General features: G+C 63.2%; 16 protein-coding genes. 8 read left to right on the top strand and 8 right to left on the bottom strand.

Annotated features, from left to right (window positions below; genetic code table 11):
* The first annotated feature begins 162 nt into the window (after positions 1-162).
* Positions 163-2,151 (top strand): hybrid sensor histidine kinase/response regulator, encoded by a 1,989-nt coding sequence (locus tag LOY26_RS23655; protein WP_258714179.1) that lies wholly within the window; start codon positions 163-165, stop codon positions 2,149-2,151.
* Positions 2,152-2,213: 62 nt separating this feature from the next.
* On the top strand, positions 2,214-2,321 hold the full coding sequence (locus LOY26_RS23650) for a DUF3077 domain-containing protein (protein WP_186652957.1): 108 nt from the start codon (positions 2,214-2,216) through the stop codon (positions 2,319-2,321).
* Positions 2,322-2,925: 604 nt separating this feature from the next.
* Here the strand turns inward: LOY26_RS23650 and LOY26_RS26940 are convergent.
* Positions 2,926-3,648 carry a hypothetical protein gene (locus LOY26_RS26940; protein WP_309475603.1) on the bottom strand — a complete coding sequence of 241 codons (723 nt, stop codon included), beginning with the start codon at positions 3,646-3,648 and terminating at the stop codon, positions 2,926-2,928.
* 57 nt (positions 3,649-3,705) lie between these two features.
* Entirely contained in the window at positions 3,706-4,140 is a 435-nt protein-coding gene (locus LOY26_RS26935; RefSeq protein ID WP_309475602.1) for a PAAR domain-containing protein, read from the bottom strand.
* Between the two features lie 232 nt (positions 4,141-4,372).
* Here LOY26_RS26935 and LOY26_RS23640 point away from each other — a divergent pair, with 232 nt between their 5' ends.
* The 3 genes from LOY26_RS23640 to LOY26_RS23630 all read left to right on the top strand — a co-directional run bounded on the left by LOY26_RS23640 (position 4,373) and on the right by LOY26_RS23630 (position 8,202).
* On the top strand, positions 4,373-6,025 hold the full coding sequence (locus tag LOY26_RS23640; RefSeq protein WP_258714178.1) for an acyl-CoA dehydrogenase family protein: 1,653 nt from the start codon (positions 4,373-4,375) through the stop codon (positions 6,023-6,025).
* A 71-nt stretch (positions 6,026-6,096) separates the two neighbouring features.
* A complete protein-coding gene (amn, locus tag LOY26_RS23635; protein WP_033701693.1) occupies positions 6,097-7,560 on the top strand; it encodes an AMP nucleosidase in 1,464 nt (487 codons plus the stop codon).
* 6 nt (positions 7,561-7,566) lie between these two features.
* Positions 7,567-8,202 (top strand): pseudouridine synthase, encoded by a 636-nt coding sequence (locus LOY26_RS23630; RefSeq protein WP_047582401.1) that lies wholly within the window; start codon positions 7,567-7,569, stop codon positions 8,200-8,202.
* A 54-nt stretch (positions 8,203-8,256) separates the two neighbouring features.
* Here LOY26_RS23630 and LOY26_RS23625 read toward each other — a convergent pair whose 3' ends face one another.
* Complete coding sequence (locus LOY26_RS23625; protein WP_033701689.1) at positions 8,257-8,460, bottom strand: DUF2788 domain-containing protein; 204 nt, start codon at positions 8,458-8,460, stop codon at positions 8,257-8,259.
* 53 nt (positions 8,461-8,513) lie between these two features.
* On the bottom strand, positions 8,514-8,990 hold the full coding sequence (locus tag LOY26_RS23620; protein WP_003249795.1) for an Lrp/AsnC family transcriptional regulator: 477 nt from the start codon (positions 8,988-8,990) through the stop codon (positions 8,514-8,516).
* Between the two features lie 397 nt (positions 8,991-9,387).
* Between LOY26_RS23620 and LOY26_RS23615 the strand changes: the two genes are divergently transcribed.
* The gene (locus LOY26_RS23615) at positions 9,388-10,215 is read left to right on the top strand and encodes a DUF6515 family protein (RefSeq protein WP_258714177.1); all 828 of its coding nucleotides are present in this window, start codon (positions 9,388-9,390) and stop codon (positions 10,213-10,215) included.
* Between the two features lie 11 nt (positions 10,216-10,226).
* On the opposite strand, the gene LOY26_RS23610 is transcribed toward LOY26_RS23615, so the two are convergent.
* Both LOY26_RS23610 and LOY26_RS23605 read right to left on the bottom strand, forming a co-directional pair.
* Complete coding sequence (locus tag LOY26_RS23610) at positions 10,227-11,096, bottom strand: cation diffusion facilitator family transporter (protein ID WP_258714176.1); 870 nt, start codon at positions 11,094-11,096, stop codon at positions 10,227-10,229.
* 25 nt (positions 11,097-11,121) lie between these two features.
* Entirely contained in the window at positions 11,122-11,541 is a 420-nt protein-coding gene (locus LOY26_RS23605; RefSeq protein WP_047582423.1) for a hypothetical protein, read from the bottom strand.
* Between the two features lie 117 nt (positions 11,542-11,658).
* Between LOY26_RS23605 and hrpB the strand changes: the two genes are divergently transcribed.
* Positions 11,659-14,184, top strand: a complete 2,526-nt coding sequence (gene hrpB / locus LOY26_RS23600; protein ID WP_258714175.1) for an ATP-dependent helicase HrpB — start codon at positions 11,659-11,661, stop codon at positions 14,182-14,184.
* A 6-nt stretch (positions 14,185-14,190) separates the two neighbouring features.
* On the opposite strand, the gene LOY26_RS23595 is transcribed toward hrpB, so the two are convergent.
* The gene (locus LOY26_RS23595) at positions 14,191-14,775 is read right to left on the bottom strand and encodes a hypothetical protein (protein ID WP_095063851.1); all 585 of its coding nucleotides are present in this window, start codon (positions 14,773-14,775) and stop codon (positions 14,191-14,193) included.
* Positions 14,776-14,882: 107 nt separating this feature from the next.
* Complete coding sequence (locus LOY26_RS23590) at positions 14,883-15,539, bottom strand: YciC family protein (protein ID WP_047582415.1); 657 nt, start codon at positions 15,537-15,539, stop codon at positions 14,883-14,885.
* Positions 15,540-15,706: 167 nt separating this feature from the next.
* Here LOY26_RS23590 and LOY26_RS23585 point away from each other — a divergent pair, with 167 nt between their 5' ends.
* Positions 15,707-16,468 carry a DUF2076 domain-containing protein gene (locus LOY26_RS23585; protein WP_186652642.1) on the top strand — a complete coding sequence of 254 codons (762 nt, stop codon included), beginning with the start codon at positions 15,707-15,709 and terminating at the stop codon, positions 16,466-16,468.
* The last annotated feature ends 2 nt before the right edge of the window (positions 16,469-16,470 follow it).

Below are 16,470 nucleotides of genomic sequence, written 5' to 3'. Positions count from 1 at the left end.
GATTTAGAGCTGTTTTATCGTGATTGCAGGTGGTCGATTGCCAGGTGGGAAAGCTATGCTAGAGTGCTCGGATAACTCGACAAACGGGTTCTGCCGGATTACGTCGTCTCAAACGGATGGGAGGCAACCGCGACGCGACCGGACAGGCCATGCTGGGGCTGTATGCGCTATTTGCTGATTGTGCTTCTGGGCTTGTTGCCTGTGCTGGCCGGGGCGGTCGAATTCGACGATGCCACCCGCCACCTTCCGTTGGGCCAGGCCATGCAGGTCTTCGAGGACCATGATGGCAGCGCCAGCATCGCCGAGGTCAGTGCGCCTGCGTTCGCCAAGCGGTTTCGCGCGCACCACGAGCCGGTGTTGAACGCCGGTTACTCCACATCGGTGTTCTGGCTGAAGATCGACTTGCACTACCTGGCATCGGCCACTGCCTCGCCCCGTGAATGGCTGCTGGAACTGGCCTACCCACCCCTGGACCACCTTGAGCTGTACCTGCCCGACAGTGCCGGCGCTTGCCGCCTGGCCCAGCGCACGGGCGACGCCTTGCCCTACGCCAGCCGGCAGATCCGGCAGAACAACTACCTGTTCGAGTTGCCGCTGCGCCCTGGCCAGGCGCTTACCGTCTACCTGCGCCTGCACAGCCAGGGGTCGGTGCAGGCACCGCTGGCGTTATGGTCCGCCGAAGCCTATATGGAGGACCAGCCGACTCGCCTGTACGTGTTGGGCATGATCTACGGCGTGCTGCTGGTGATGCTGGTGTACAACCTGTTCATCTACCTCAGCGTGCGGGATGTCAGCTACCTCTATTACATCCTCTATATTGCGTCGTTCGGCCTTTACCAGGTTTCGGTGAACGGTGCGGGGGTCGCCTACTTCTGGCCGGACAGCCCCTGGTGGGCGAATGCTTCGACACCGCTGTTCATTGGCGCCGCCGGCTTGTTTGGCTGCCAGTTCGCGCGGCATTTTCTACAACTGGGCACGATCAGCCGAGGCTTCGACCGGTTGCTGCAACTGTTGATGCTCGGTGGCGCGGTGGTGATGGTGCTGGCCGTGAGCATGCCGTATGGCATCGCCCTGCGCATGGCCACGGTGCTGGCGCTGCTGTTTACGGTCAGCATCTTTACTGCCGGTGTGTATGCCTGGTCGCGCGGCTTGCGGGTGGCGCGCTGGTTCATCATCGCCTGGTCGGCGTTTTTGCTGGGCGGGCTGGTCAACACCTTGATGGTGCTGGGTTACCTGCCGAACCTGTTCATCACCATGTATGCCAGCCAGTTGGGTTCGGCCCTGGAAGTGGCACTGCTGTCGCTGGCGCTGGCCGACCGTATCAACAGCCTGCGCGAGCAGCAGGCGCAAACCTTGCGTGAAACCGGGCGAACGCTGGAGCAACTGAACCTTGAACTGGCCCGGAGCAACCGCATGAAGGACGAGTTCCTGGCCAGCGTGACCCATGAGCTGCGCACACCGATGAATGGTGTGATCGGTTCGCTGGAGCTGATGCACACGCTGCCGATGGACGCCGAGATGGCCCAGTACCATCGCACGGCGGCAGGTTCGGCGCAGGGCATGATGGACATGGTCGACGACATCCTCACCCTTTCCGAATTGCAAGGTGGTCGCCTGCGTGCGCAGCCTGCGCCGTTCAGTTTGCGCAACCTGCTGCAGGGCCTGCGTGCCGCGCATGCCGGCCAGGCGCTGGGCAAAGGGTTGTACCTGAGCCTGGACATCCCCGCCGAGCTGCCGGATGCGCTGTTGGGTGATGCGCAAAAACTCAGCCGCTGCCTGGGTTGCCTGCTCGACAACGGCCTGAAGTTCACCCATCAGGGCGGGGTCATGCTGCAAGTGCGCGGTCGACACCTGGGGCCGGACAACCTGGCGCTCACCTTCACGGTCAGCGACAGTGGTATCGGCTTTGATGATCTTGACCAGGCGGCCCTTTATCAGCGTTTTTATCAGCTCGATGGTTCCATGACCCGGCGTTATGGCGGGCTGGGGATTGGCTTGTCGATTTGCCGGCAGATGGGGGAGTTGTTGGGGGCGACGTTGTCGCATGACTCGACACGGGGGTTGGGGAGCCGGTTCGAGCTGACGATGAAAGTCGCGATATCGCAGGTGCAGTTGCCTGCGCACTCGCTGCAGACGCGTCGCTCGTTCTAGGTATATCGATAGCGGGGACGACGCGTTTGGGGCTGACAGTTCAGCGATCGGGGGACTTGTCGATGACCGGCTTGATGGATGGTGATCGGCAGATGCTCTGGGCTTCGCGCTACTTCACAGCCATGGCCAAGGCGTTGCTGGATGATGCCGAGTTGGGCTTGATGCGCTGATTTTTGTATCGGTTGTACCGCCCCTTGCGCGGGTGAACCCGCTCCCACAGGAGTTGTGCTTAGTCTGGAAGATGCGCGCTCCGTGTGGGTGTGGGTTTATCCGCAAAGTAGCTTTACGATCAGCTAATCTGGTGGGGATCGACCAGTAAGTAGCTTAGCTATATGGTCGGCGTCTTTGGGCACATGGGCTTGTGATTTGGTGTTGTGCTTTTTACGTTTGGTCTCTTATTTTATCAGCTTTATGAGGTAATATCCCGCTACCCAGGCAACGCCAAGGGTGTTTAATGAAGATGCAATGAGTATTTTTCTTCTCAAATGTCTAGGGAATTGTAAGTAATCTTGCTCATCCAGTAGCCCTCTACGAATGCTTGAGGCGGGGGATCCAATGGCGCCAGCGATTACAGAAATAACTAGAATTCTGGAACCTATTTTTTTCTCTCCCCACATGCCGGTCGCAAATGGAAGGCACGCGCTCCGTTGGAGTGCTGAGGTCATTTCTTTATACTGGCGAGAGCAAGCGATGTGAAGGTCAGATACAATCCCGATCAAGGCGAGGCAGATAGGAGTACCTAACAAAAAAAGCCTTAGTTTTACGTCAAGGTGATCAATCATCCCCAAAGACCTCGAAGACTAATTCGCCGAACTCCTCACCCGCTTCCATACCACCGATGCTGCCGGCCAAAGCGCCTCCACCCGTGATAACTATTCCGCATGCTACGGCGTAGGGTCCGAATCTCCAGCAAACCTTCGCAGAGATTCTGCCCGCAAATTTTCCTCCCAACCAGCCACCCGTTAAGCCACCGGAGAAATTACCTGCCTCAGTAACGCTGACTTTTTTACAGGCATTTGTATTGCCCTCTTTGCATACCTCAGAAATTTTCAAAGCAGATCCGCCACCGCCAATAGCAATGCCAATATGTCCTCCGGCCTTTAAATATTTAGCCATCCTGGCAAGCTTGTCCAAATGTGTCGAGTAACCAGGTATGTGTGTCGGTCCTCCCGCTTTACTCCAGTGGTGCACCAAGCTTCTCGACGAGATCCCCAAGTCCCGGCGCAGACTTTCATAGTTTCCGAGATTGAGGCGTTTGTTCAGAACGGTGGCTTTCAAGTTCGTACTCAATTGCGTGAACAGCTTTTGACGCTCCGCAAAAAACTCAGGGTGCCTAAGATGCCCATGTTTGATGAATTGATTTTTATGCAGGTCTTCTATTTTTCGCAATATGTCGCTGAGCTCATCCAGCGACTTGCCAACCATCGCCTCGCTAACCCCCATCGCCAGGCTCACATCGCTGAGCAGCCCGGCAATTTCGGCCTGATGACGCATCATGAATTCGGCTTCCTCCGGCGTCAGCGTCTGCCAACGCTTCCGCCTGTTTCGCCGCACTCATCGCATGCAGCTCTTCACGGTTGCAGACCGGGCGCCTCTGGCCGTCGCCAATGACAAGCGACTGCTTATCGGGTTACTCGTTGGGGCCTGGGGCTGTGCATCATGGACGGTCGTAGGTGCGGGCGCTCTGCGCGGGGCCGGCCCATTGTGTGCACGCGCAACCAGACGATTGCTGCCTAGAGGGCAGCCGCACTGGACCAGTGCGCCATCCACGGCGGTCGGTATCCCGTCCTGCTTCCATCGGCTTTCGCCTTCAACGATGGTCCCCTCGTTACCGCAGAGTGGGCAGGGTGTTGTTTTTTCGCCCACCAGCAGCCAGCCTCTCCCGTGTACACGCCCACGTGCCTGGCCGGCGATACAGAGGGCACCTGTGGTGGTCTGGTCACCGTCGAGCCCCTGGCCTTTGCCAAGGATGTTGAGACGCTGGCTCATGGTTCGTTTCTTCCTGAAAGGGTGGAAGCCCGAACCTAGCACTCTGGAAACAGCCCTTTTCACTGGAAGAATGGTTTAGGAAACGTCTTACGCGAAATGCAGATATGGATGTCGTCCAGTAATCACCGCCGTAGCCAATTGCCATCCCGATTAGTCATTTTTGTCACTTTGACTGACCCCCAGGGAGTGCTTCACTGGTCCTTTCAAGCATGCCCGGCTCCAGGAGCTCCCGATGAACCTGCACCAGTACGCTGAAACCCACGAAGTCACCAACCAGCCGCCGTCGCTTGATGGCGCCAACCTCTACCGCCTCGACCTGCCATTGCAGGAATGGTCGCGGCGCTTTGGCGCCGGCTGGGCCGAGTCGCGGGTCGATGCCTACGGTGCCTTGGCCGGCGGCCCGCTGATGCGCGCGGGCTTCCTGGCCAACGCGCACAAGCCGGAGTTCAGCAGCCACGACCGCTATGGCCATCGTATCGACCTGGTCGAGTTTCACCCGGCCTATCACGAACTGATGCGCACCGCGGTCGAACATGGCCTGCCCTCATTGCCCTGGGCCGAGCCGCGCCCCGGTGCCCATGTGGCGCGGGCTTCGATGACCTACCTGCACACCCAGGCCGAAGCCGGTACCGGCTGCCCGCTGACGATGACGTTTGCCGCGGTGCCGGCGCTCAGGCTGCAGCCTGAGCTGGCCGAGTACTGGCTGCCCAAAGTCCTGGCGCGTGAATACGACCCGCGCAATGTCGGGGATCGGCACAAGGCGGGGGTCACCCTTGGCATGGCCATGACCGAGAAACAGGGCGGCACCGATGTGCGGGCCAACACCACGCGCGCTTATCCTGTGGGTGCGCCTGGGCCGGGCCAGGCCTATGAACTGGTCGGCCACAAATGGTTTTGCTCGGCGCCCATGTGCGACGCCTTCCTGACCCTGGCCCAGACCGAAAAAGGCCTGAGCTGCTTCCTGTTGCCACGCCATCGCCCGGATGACAACCGCAACCAGTTCTATATCCAGCGGTTGAAAAACAAGCTGGGCAACAGCTCCAATGCCTCCAGCGAAGTGGAGTTTCGTGGCGCCCTGGCGTGGATGGTCGGCGAAGAAGGGCGCGGGGTACCGACCATCATCGAAATGGTCGCCATGACCCGTTTCGACTGCATGGTCGGCTCCAGTGCCTTGATGCGCCAGGCCTTGACCCAGGCGGCCCATCATTGCGCGTATCGCAAGGTCGGCGGCCGGGTGCTGAACGAGCAGCCGCTGATGCAGAACGTGCTGGCCGACCTGGCGCTGGAAAGCGAGGCGGCGCTGGCCCTGAGCCTGCGCATGGGGCAGGCGCTGGAACAGCTCGATGATCCGCAGCAGGCGCATTTTGCCCGGCTGGTCACGGCGGTGGGCAAGTACTGGATCTGCAAGCGTGCGCCGGCCATGATCAATGAAGCCGCCGAATGCCTGGGCGGCGCCGGGTATGTCGAAGACAGCATCCTGCCACGGTTGTACCGTGAGGCGCCGGTCAACTCGACCTGGGAAGGCTCGGGCAATGTGCAGTGCCTGGATGTGCTGCGGGCCTTGTCCAAGGAACCCGGGGTGCTCGATGCGCTGTTCGCAGAACTGGGGGACGGCCATGGCGACCCTCGGCTGGCCGCGCACATCGGCAACCTCAAGGGGGCGTTCGCCGACACCGCCGACATCCAGTATCGCGCCCGTCAGTTGACCGAGGACATTGCCCTGGCACTGCAGACCAAACTGCTGCTGGAAGCGGGCAATGCGGTGGTCAGCGATGCCTTCATCGGTAGCCGCCTGGCCGGTGGCGGCCGGGCCTATGGGGCGTTGCCGCGGGGTGTGGATGTGCACGCGCTGGTGGCCAGGGCTACGCCAGCCTGGCAACACTGATCAATGGGGGTGTATTTACCCTCGAAGGCAGGCAAGATGGTCCACATGCATGTCCAGACAGGAAGCACAGTGTGAGCCACGCTTTTGTAGTCGTTGATACCCCAGAACAGGCCGTCGACCGTCTGGCGGCCCTGCATGCTCAGGCCACCGGTGCCCTCAGCCAGGCCCTCAAGCAATACCTCAAGGACCGAACCGAACCAGACGCCGAGGAACGCGGGCTGTTCCGTTACCCGGCGCTGCGCCTGACCTACTACAGCCAAGGTGAAGTCGCGGCCACCACGCGTGCTTACGCCAAGGTGCAGGTAGCCGGTACCTATAGCGTTACCGTCACCCAGCCGGCCGCCTTCCGCGGCTATTTGCTGGAGCAGTTGCGCCCCCTCATGCACGACTACACCGTGACGGTTGAAGTCGGCGTCAGCGAGCAGAACATCCCGTACCCCTACGTGGTCGACCAGGGCGACGAACTGGCCGGCAGCGGTATCACCGCGGCGCAGCTGGCGCGGGTGTTCCCCAGCACCGACCTGTCGGCAGCCACCGACAATATCGCCGATGGCCTGTACGACTGGGACAGCACCGAAACCCTGCCGTTGGCCTTGTTCGATGCCGCGCGCGTGGACTTCTCGCTGCGCCGGCTGGTGCATTACACCGGCAGCGACTGGCGCCACGTGCAGCCGTGGATCTTGCTGACCAACTACCACCGTTATGTCGACCAGTTCATCAGCCATGGCCTGGAGCAGTTGCGTGAAGACCCGCGCTTCGTGCGCATGGTGTTGCCGGGCAATGTGGTGATCGAAAAGGGCATGGACCATGGCGAGACCCAGGCCCTGGTGGCCAGCGTGGTCTGGCACCGTTACCAGATGCCGGCCTATCACCTGATTGCGGGCGACGGCGACGGGGTCACCCTGGTCAACATCGGCGTCGGCCCTTCCAATGCCAAGAACATCACCGACCACCTGGCCGTGCTGCGCCCGCACTGCTGGCTGATGATCGGCCACTGCGGCGGCCTGCGCCAGTCGCAGACCATCGGTGACTATGTGCTGGCGCACGCCTACATGCGGCGCGACGGTATCCTCGACCGCGTGGTGCCGCCGAACATTCCCATCCCGGCCTTGGCCGAGGTGCAACTGGCCTTGCAGGAAGCGGCTGCACAGGTGACCGGTGAGCGTGGCGAAGAGCTGAAGAAACGCCTGCGCACCGGCACCGTGCTGACCTACGACGACCGTAACTGGGAGCTGCGCTGGGCCCAGGAGCGGCCATTGATCAACCTGTCACGTGCGGTGGCCGTGGACATGGAGAGTGGCACCATTGCCGCCCAAGGCTACCGGCTGCGTGTGCCGTACGGCACCTTGCTGTGTGTGTCCGACAAACCTCTGCACAGTGAGATCAAGCTGCCGGGGTCGGCCAACGCGTTTTACAACCGCGCGGTCAGCCAGCACTTGAAGATCGGCATCGCCGCACTGGATCTGCTGCGTACCGAGCTCAATTCGCTGCACTCGCGTAAACTGCGTAGCTTCGATGAGCCGCCGTTCCGCTGAGGATCCATGCCCCTGCCACCCCGTTCCAAGCCGCGCCGCCCCCAGGCGCGGCCTGCTGACCAGCGTCGCCAGCCCAAGGCGCCGCCGGCCGAGCCACGCCTGATCCTGTTCAACAAGCCGTTCGACGTGCTGACCCAGTTCAGCGATGGCGAAGGGCGTGCGACCCTCAAGGACTTCATCGACATCCCCGGAGTGTACCCGGCCGGGCGGCTGGACCGTGACAGCGAAGGCTTGTTGCTGCTGACCAACGATGGTGGCCTGCAGGCGCGCATCGCCGACCCCAAGCACAAACTGGCCAAGACCTATTGGGTGCAGGTGGAAGGCGAGGCGAGCGACGAGCAACTGCAACGCCTGCGCGAAGGCGTGGCACTCAATGATGGGCCGACATTGCCGGCTGAAGCACGGCGCCTGGATGAGCCCGAGCTGTGGCCACGCAACCCGCCGGTGCGCTTTCGCAAGAGCGTGCCGACCAGTTGGCTGGAGCTGGTGATTCGCGAGGGGCGTAACCGCCAGGTGCGGCGGATGACGGCGGCGGTAGGGTTACCGACATTGCGCCTGGTGCGGGTGCGCATTGGTGACTGGGCGCTGGATGGGCTGGAGCAGGGGTGCTGGCGGGAAGTTGCAGCGAAGCTGTCGAGGTAGGTGCAGGGGGCCGCTTTGCGGCCCATTCGCTACGCAAGGTAAAGCGCCGCGCGCCTACACGCCTTCCAGGAATGCCACCACCACGCTCTTGATGATGAAGGCCAGCACCCCCAGCCCCAGCACGAAGAACAGGATCATCGTGCCAAACCGCCCGGCCTTGGACTTTTTCGCCAGGTCCCAGACGATGAAACCCATGAAACCGATCAGCACGGTGACCAGGATAATCATCATCCATTCTTCGAATACGGCGGGATCCATCTGTGTTCTCCAGGCAGTCTGAGCGCTCGATCATACGCCGGGCGCCCGGGTATTCAACGCAGGTGCGTCAAGGGCAGTTCGGTACTGGCCAGCACCTGGTTGAGCACGAAGCTCGAACGCACGCTGGTGACGCCTTCGATGCGGGTCAGGCTGCCTAGTAGCAATTTCTGGTAATGGTCCATGTCTGGCACCACCACTTTGAGCTGGTAGTCGGCGTCCATACCGGTGACCAGGCTGCATTCGAGCACCTGCGGCAAGTTGCGGATGGCGGCCTCGAAGGTTTCGAAGCGCTCCGGGGTGTGGCGGTCCATGCCGATCAGCACATAGGCGGTCAGGCTCAGGCCGAGCTTCTTGCGGTCGAGCAGGGCAACCTGACGCGAAATGTAGCCGTCGTCCTCCAGCTGCTTGACCCGACGCGAGCACGGCGAAGGTGACAAGCCGATGCGTTCGGCCAGCTCCTGGTTGGAAATGCGCGCATCGCGCTGCAATTCGGCAAGGATGCTCAGGTCGTAGCGGTCAAGTTTGCTCATGGAATATGCCTTTTCTGTTCCGATTGCGGTGAATTATCAATCCGCGATGAAAAATTGCGCAAGTGCTATTTATCTGAGCAATCTTCGCAATCCTCTGTCACCTCCGGTTCGGTATCTTTATCAACAGAATCACTGCCCGGACAACAGTCCACGGCGACGCGCCCTAGGCGGGCGGTCGCGGCCAGCCATCCAACAGGATCCGCCAGGCCCCCGGGCTACACACCGTCCAGAAGACGATGTGAGGTGAGCCGGCGCCACAAGTGCCGAGCACGGACGACAATTCCCAAAGGGAGGCCCCACGGCCTCCCTTTTTTCATGTCCGCGATTTTAACTTGCCGCTGTGGCCGGCGCGGTAGACTGGCAGCGGCTGCAGTCATTTTTTACCGAGAGGAACACCATGAAGTCGCGCATCTGGCAGTTGGCAGGTGTTGGTTTGGTTGCGTTGAGCATCAGTCTGGGCGCCTTGGCCCAAGGCCCGGATGAGGCGCAGGGTGGGCATGGCGGCGACCCCACTGGCGCCCCCGCGGGCCGCTCCCCGCTCAACTCGCGCGACGAAGTGCGCCAGACGCAGCCGCCGCGCGAGGGCTATTACCAGGACATCCCTCGGCGCAATGGCGATAACCGTCACTGGCAGGCCGGTGGGCCTGGGCAGCGGCCAGGCGGTGACTGGCAGGGGCGCCCGGACGGGCATGGCAATGGCTGGGGGCCGGGGCCGCAGTATCGGCCAGGGCAAAGCATCGACCGCTTCCCTGACCGCTACTGGAAGGTGCCCTACCGCGGGCAGGACTACTTCTACTCGGGCGGCTACTGGTACCGGCCGCATGGCGGCAGTTACATCGTCGTGGCGCCGCCCTATGGGGTAAGGGTGGAATACTTGCCGTCGTATGCCCGCGAGGTATGGTTGGGCGGGGCGTTGTTCTTCCTGGTTGCCGATACCTATTACCAGTACCTGGCGGACAGCCGCGAGTACGTGGTGGTCAACCCGCCGGGGGGGGCGCCGGCGCCTGTGCCGGCTGGCAACGGTTACGACGTGGTGGCCTATCCGATGAATGGCCAGGGGCAGGAGCAGCAGGAGCAGGACCGCTACCAATGCCATCGTTGGGCGGTGAGCCAGTCTGGGTTTGATCCGGCCACGGCGGTTTATGCGCCACCGGGCAATGTCACAGACACCTACCGGCGTGCGCTGGGGGCCTGTTTCAGTGGGCGTGGTTACAGCATCAACTGAAGCTGACGCGCCTACACCGGGTCCGCGTGCACCATCACATCCGCCTGTGGATAACGCTGGCGGATCACCTTCGATGCCGCCACGCACAAGCCGTGCGCCTCATGCAGCGCCAGCTCCCCAGGCAACTCCAGGTGCAACTGCACGAACCACTGGTTGCCCGATACCCGCGTGCGCAGGTCATGCACCCCTTTCACCCCGGGGATGGCCAGCACCAGGGCGGCCATCTGCTCGCCAACCTCGCCGGGCAGCGCCTTGTCCATCAGGATGGCGGTGCTTTCCCGCGCGATCTGCAGGGCGCTCCAGAGAATGTAGAAAGCAATGCCCAGGCCGAACAGGGCGTCCAGTTGCGACCAGCCAAACTGCGTCAGCAACAGGGCAAGCAAGATGCTGCCATTGAGCAGCAGGTCGGAGCGGTAGTGCAGTGAGTCGGCGCGCACCGCCGTAGAGCCGGTCAGGCGAATGACCTTGTGCTGCAACGCCAGCAGGGCAATGGTCAGCACCAGCGAAAGCAGCATCACCGCGATGCCGACCGTGGTGTCGCCCAACGGTTGTGGCGTTTGCAGGCGTTCGACCGCCTGCACCCCGATCAACACCGCGCTGACCCCGATAAACAGCGCCTGCGCCATGCCGGCCAGGGCCTCGGCCTTGCCGTGGCCGAACCGGTGGTCGTCATCGGCTGGGCGCAAGGCGTAATGCACGGCGAGCAGGTTGAGAAACGAGGCCACGGCGTCCAGTGCCGAATCGGTCAGCCCGGCCAGCAAGCTGACCGAGCCGCTCAGCCACCAGGCCAGTGCCTTGCTCAGCACCAGGATGCTGGCCACCGCCAGTGAGGCGCGGGTGGCCAGGCGCAGCAGGCGCTGGTGTTCAGCCGGGGTGATCATGCTGTGGGCGATGTCCTTGTGTGGTTCAGGCAGCCGGTACCCGCTGGTAGGCCGCCAGTTGCTCGACGCTGCCACGCTGCTGGATCAGGCGCGGGTCGTTCAGCGGCAGGCGCTGGCCCAGTTCGCTTTCGAGGATGGCCTGCAGCTTGAGGTTGTCGACCTTGCCATCGGGGCTTACCGCTTCGCGCAGTTTTTCCGGGGCGACCTGGGCGGTGCGGCCGCCGGGGTAGTAGATGGCGCCGGTGGCGAAGTCGATGCCGAAGGCGATCAGCCCGGGGATCACGTAGAACAGGATGCCGATGGCGTCCATGGCGGCGACCACGGGGTCGATCTTGCCGTCGATCTGCCCGCGACGGTCTGGGTAGAACAGCGTGCCGCAGGCCGTCAGCTGGGTCAGCAAGGTGACGATGAGGGCGCCGCCGATGACACGGGATGGGATACGCATGTAAATCTCCGAAAAGGTATTCAGCAGGGGCAAGCGAAGCGCCAGCACCTGAAGCTAAGACCATGATAGAGCAGGCTGGGTTCGCCGTTATACTCGCCCGACTGTTCGAGGACCACCATGATTTCATTACCGATCGATACCGTGTTGCCCGCCTTGCGCCAGGCATTGGAAAACCGCGACGAAGCCGTGCTCGAAGCGCCGCCCGGCGCCGGCAAGACCACCCGCGTGCCGCTGGCGTTGCTGGACGCGCCATGGCTGGCCGGGCAGACCATCGTGATGCTCGAACCGCGCCGCCTGGCGGCCCGCGCGGCCGCCGAAAGGCTGGCCAGCGAGCTGGGGGAAAAGGTCGGGGAAACCGTCGGCTACCGCATCCGCCTGGACAGCAAGGTCGGGCCCAAGACCCGTATCGAGGTGGTCACCGAGGGTATCCTCACCCGCCGGCTGCAGGCCGACCCAGGGCTGGAGGGCGTGGGGTTGCTGATTTTCGATGAGTTTCACGAACGCAGCCTGGACGCCGACCTGGCGCTGGCGCTGAGCCTCAATGGCCGCGAGTTGCTGCGTGACGAGCCGCTGAAGATCTTGCTGATGTCGGCGACCCTGGAAGGCGAGCGCCTGTCGCGGCTACTCGACGACGCGCCGGTGGTCAGCAGTGAAGGGCGCATGCACCCGGTGGATATCCGCTGGGGGCGGCCCTACCAGCCTGGTGAATTCGTCGAGCCACGGGTCGTCGAGTGTGTCCTGCAGGCCCTGGCGGAGCAGCCAGGCAGCGTACTGGTGTTTCTGCCTGGCCAGGCGGAGATTCGCCGGGTGCATCAGCACCTTCAGGAAGCATTGGCTGACCGCCCGGGTATCCTGCTGTGCCCGCTGCATGGCGAACTCGACCTGAACGCGCAGCGCGCGGCCATCGACCCCGCGCCCAGCGGTATGCGCAAGGTGGTGTTGGCCACCAACATCGCGGAAACCAGCCTGACCATCGACGGCGTGCGCGTGGTGGTGGACGCAGGCCTGGCGCGAGTGCCGCGCTTCGACCCCGGCAGCGGCATGACGCGGCTCGATACCCAGCGCATCTCCCGCGCCAGTGCCACCCAACGCGCCGGCCGTGCCGGGCGCCTGGAACCGGGGGTGTGCTTCCGGCTGTGGTCCGAGGCCCAGCATGACCAGCTGGCCGCCCATGGCAGCGCAGAAATACTCCAGGCCGACCTTGCGGGGCTGGCCTTGCAACTGGCCCGCTGGGGCGTCACCCCCGATCAGTTGCGCTGGCTGGACCAGCCGCCAGCGGCGGCGTTCTCCCAGGCCCAGGACCTGCTGGCACGGCTCAACACGTTCAAGGCCGGCAGCCGCGACAACTTGAGCGAGCACGGCCAGGCGATGGCCGAATTGCCGGCCCATCCGCGCATCGCTCACTTGCTGCTGCGCGGCCAGGACCTGGGGCTGGCCACCATGGCCTGTGATGTTGCGGCCTTGCTGGGCGAGCGTGATATCCAGCGTGGCGGCGGCGCCGACCTGCACAGCCGGCTGGCGCTGGTCAGTGGTGAAAGCAAAGCATCCCGAGGCGGTCAGGGCGGTGTGCAGCGTGCGCGGCAGCTGGCCCGCCAGTACCGTGGGCTGCTGCGCGGCAAGGTGGGTGCGGGCGTCGCCGACCCCGACCATCCACGCTGGTTGGGCGCGTTGCTGGCGCTGGCCTACCCCGACCGGGTCGCCCAGCAGCGACGCGAAGGCGGCGCCGAGTACCGCCTGGCCAATGGCCGCGCGGCATTGTTCGCCGAGGTCGATGCCTTGATGAAGTGCCCGTGGCTGGTGATTGCCGACCTGGGCAGCCGTCAGGGCCAGCGTGAGGAACGCATCTACCTGGCCGCCGAGTTCGACCCGGCGCTGCTCGACGGTGTGCTGGCCGAGCAGGTCGAGCGTGTCGACCTGCTCGACTGGGACGAACGCGAACAGGTGCTGCGTGCCGAACGCCAGACCAAGGTCGGCGAGCTGGTGCTCAGCCGCGAACCGTTGCCTGGCCTGGACGATGAAGCCCGCGCCAAGGCGCTGCTCGGCCTGGTACGGCGCAAAGGCCTGAACCTGCTGACCTGGACGCCAGAGTTGCGCCAGTGGCAGGCGCGGGTGGCCTTGCTGCGCCAGCTGGACCTGGAGAAGAACGGGCAGAGCGAGTGGCCTGATCTGGGCGACGAAGCGCTGCTGGCCAGCCTGGAAGATTGGCTGCAACCCTACCTGGGCAAGGTCTCGCGCTTGAGCCATTTTGCCGCGCTGGACCTGTCGTCGATCCTGCGCAACCTGCTGCCATGGCCGTTGCCGCAGCGTCTGGATGAGTGGGCGCCGGCGCATCTGGCCGTGCCGTCTGGCTCGAACATCCGCCTGGACTACAGTGAATACCCGCCCATTCTCGCCGTGCGTTTGCAGGAGCTGTTCGGCCTGGCAGACACCCCACGCATTGCCCAGGGGCGTCAGCAGGTCAAGCTGCACCTGCTGTCACCGGCACGCCGGCCGGTGCAGGTGACCCAGGACCTGGCCAACTTCTGGCGCACGACCTATGCCGAGGTGAAGAAGGACCTCAAGGGCCGCTACCCCAAGCACTACTGGCCGGATGACCCGCTGGTGGCCGAAGCCACGGCGCGGGCCAAGCCTCGGGGTACCTGATGGGTTTCAGGCGGAATTACTCGGTGCCTGCACAGGGCGTCCGTTGCAAACCCGCGTGAGGAGGAAGATGGTTTCTTTGCCCTCCAAGACTCGCAAGTAAGAAAAGAAAGGATCGGCCACGGTCTGGTCGTGGTCGAGCCGCACCGTATGCCCTTGATGATCACGCCAACGGCATATCAAGCTGTCGTCGCTCCAGTACAGGGGTTCGAACTTGAAGGGGGCGGACACGCTGGCGTACTGGTATAGCCCAAGGTAGCCGTTGCGGCTGACCCCCATCTTCTTCTCGTGGTCCGCTCCGCTGCCGGTGATCATGAAATGCAGGCGATCGGGTTCTTTCGAGTGAAACAGAAAACGAAACACGCTGGCAGGCTTCTGATGGCCTGCAATCAGCCAATCACTTTGGCCGCTGATCACCTGCTGATCAGCGTCTTTGAACAGGCTGAGGTAGACGGATTTGGGCTTCTCGCGCGGAAGGCTTTCGAGAGTGGTTGCCGGATCGAGGGCCTGCAGAGTGCCGAGGAATATCTCGGCACTTTCTGCCCAATGGCTATCGCTTGCTGCCCAACGGCAATCGGCTGTGGAAGTGATCATGGCGGCTCCGTGTCTTAAGGTCGCGAGCCGCCACGTTCACTGATACGGGACCATGCTGGCAGCGTGCAGGTCTTCCACGGCGCACGCCTTGTGCAAGGTCACTGGCGTCAGGCGCCGCTATCCGCTTCCAGTAACGTGAACAGGCGGTACAGCACCACAGTACTGAACAGCTGCAAGAAGCCGCTCAGGCTGTCCATGGCCAGTTCCATGCCGGGGGCTGGCTCCGGGAAGGCCATCAGCAACAGCCCGTCGATCAGCCAGATCGGTGCCAGCACGCCCAGCACGCAGATCATGATGCGCATGAAGTGGCCGGTGGTCATCCGCGCGCTTTCGCGCATCGCCTGCACCACCGGCAGGCCACGCAGCACCAGCAGGTATTCGGCGAACACCAGGTTGATCATGATCCACACGCCCGGGAAGATGAACAGCGCCAGGCCCGCCATGATCAGCAGCGAGCTGATCAGAATCAGCAGGGCCAGTTGCGGCCACAGTTGCAGGGCGCGGGCGAACAGGTCGCGCTTGGCGATGTCCTGGCCGTTGCTGCGGGTGTCGAGGTAAAGGATCAGCGCCGCGCTGTACAACGGGTAGAACAGCAGGCTGACCAGCATGCCGTAAGCCGGCGACGCCTGGTCGCCCAGCTGCCGGTACAGCAGCTGGGTGAGCAAGGCTTCAAGCACCACCAGCGGCAGGCACAGCTGGAGAATGTTTGGCAGGTGGCGGCGGAAGAAGTACAGGGAGTCGCGCAGAACGCTCAGCGGATTCATCGGTCAACATCGCATGGCAGTAAAAGCAGGGGCCTAACTTTAGCCCAAAGCGGGCGCGCAGCTGTCACTTGCTGAAAAAAGTTTCACCGCCGTGGTGATTGAATCCCATGCCTGCACCCCCCATCTTTGACGCTGTCCGTTGTCCCGCTTCCCCACGAGGTTGCCTCATGAACACTGAAGAACAAACCCTGATCGATAGCCTGTTCGGCCGCATCAAGCAAGCTGAAGACCCAAGCCAGCCCCGCGATGCCCAGGCCCAGGCGTGCATCGAGGAACACCTGCGTCAGCAGCCGGCGGCGCCGTATTACATGGCCCAGGCGATCCTGGTTCAGGAAGCTGCGCTCAAGCGCCTGGACGAGCAGAACAAGCAACTGGAAGCGGAGCTCAAGCAGGCCCGCGCTCAAGCCGAAGCCAGCCGTGCGGGTAGCAACGCCCCGAGCAACAGCGGCGGTGGTTTCCTGTCGAGCATCTTTGGTTCGGGCGGGCGCAGTGCGCCACCGGCGGTGCAACCGCAGCGGCCTTCGGCGCCTGTTCCTGCCGGCGGTGGCTGGCGTGAACCGTCTGCGCCGGGCTTTAACCCGCAGCCTGCGCAGCAACAGCAGCAAGGCTTCGGCGCCGCCCCGGCGCGGGGTGGCGCCAGCAGCTTCCTGGGCGGCGCGATGCAGACTGCTGCCGGTGTGGCAGGCGGGGTGTTGCTGGCGCAAGGTATCAGCAGCCTGTTCAACCACAACTCGCAGCCTGAGGAAGTGGCCGAGGTGATCAAGGAAGAACCGACCCCTGCCAGCGACAGCGGTGGCTGGAATGACCAGGGCGGGCAGCAGCAAGTGGCCGACAACGGCGGCTGGAGCAATGACCAGGGCGGTTACGCCGATACCGATTATGGCAGTGATGATGGGGGCTTCTTCTCCGACGACGATTCCTACGTCTGACG

The organism is Pseudomonas sp. B21-047 (assembly GCF_024748775.1).
Classification (GTDB): domain Bacteria; phylum Pseudomonadota; class Gammaproteobacteria; order Pseudomonadales; family Pseudomonadaceae; genus Aquipseudomonas; species Aquipseudomonas capeferrum.
The sequence above is the reverse complement of the archived record's forward strand: the minus strand, read 5'-3'. Positions and strand labels throughout refer to the sequence as shown.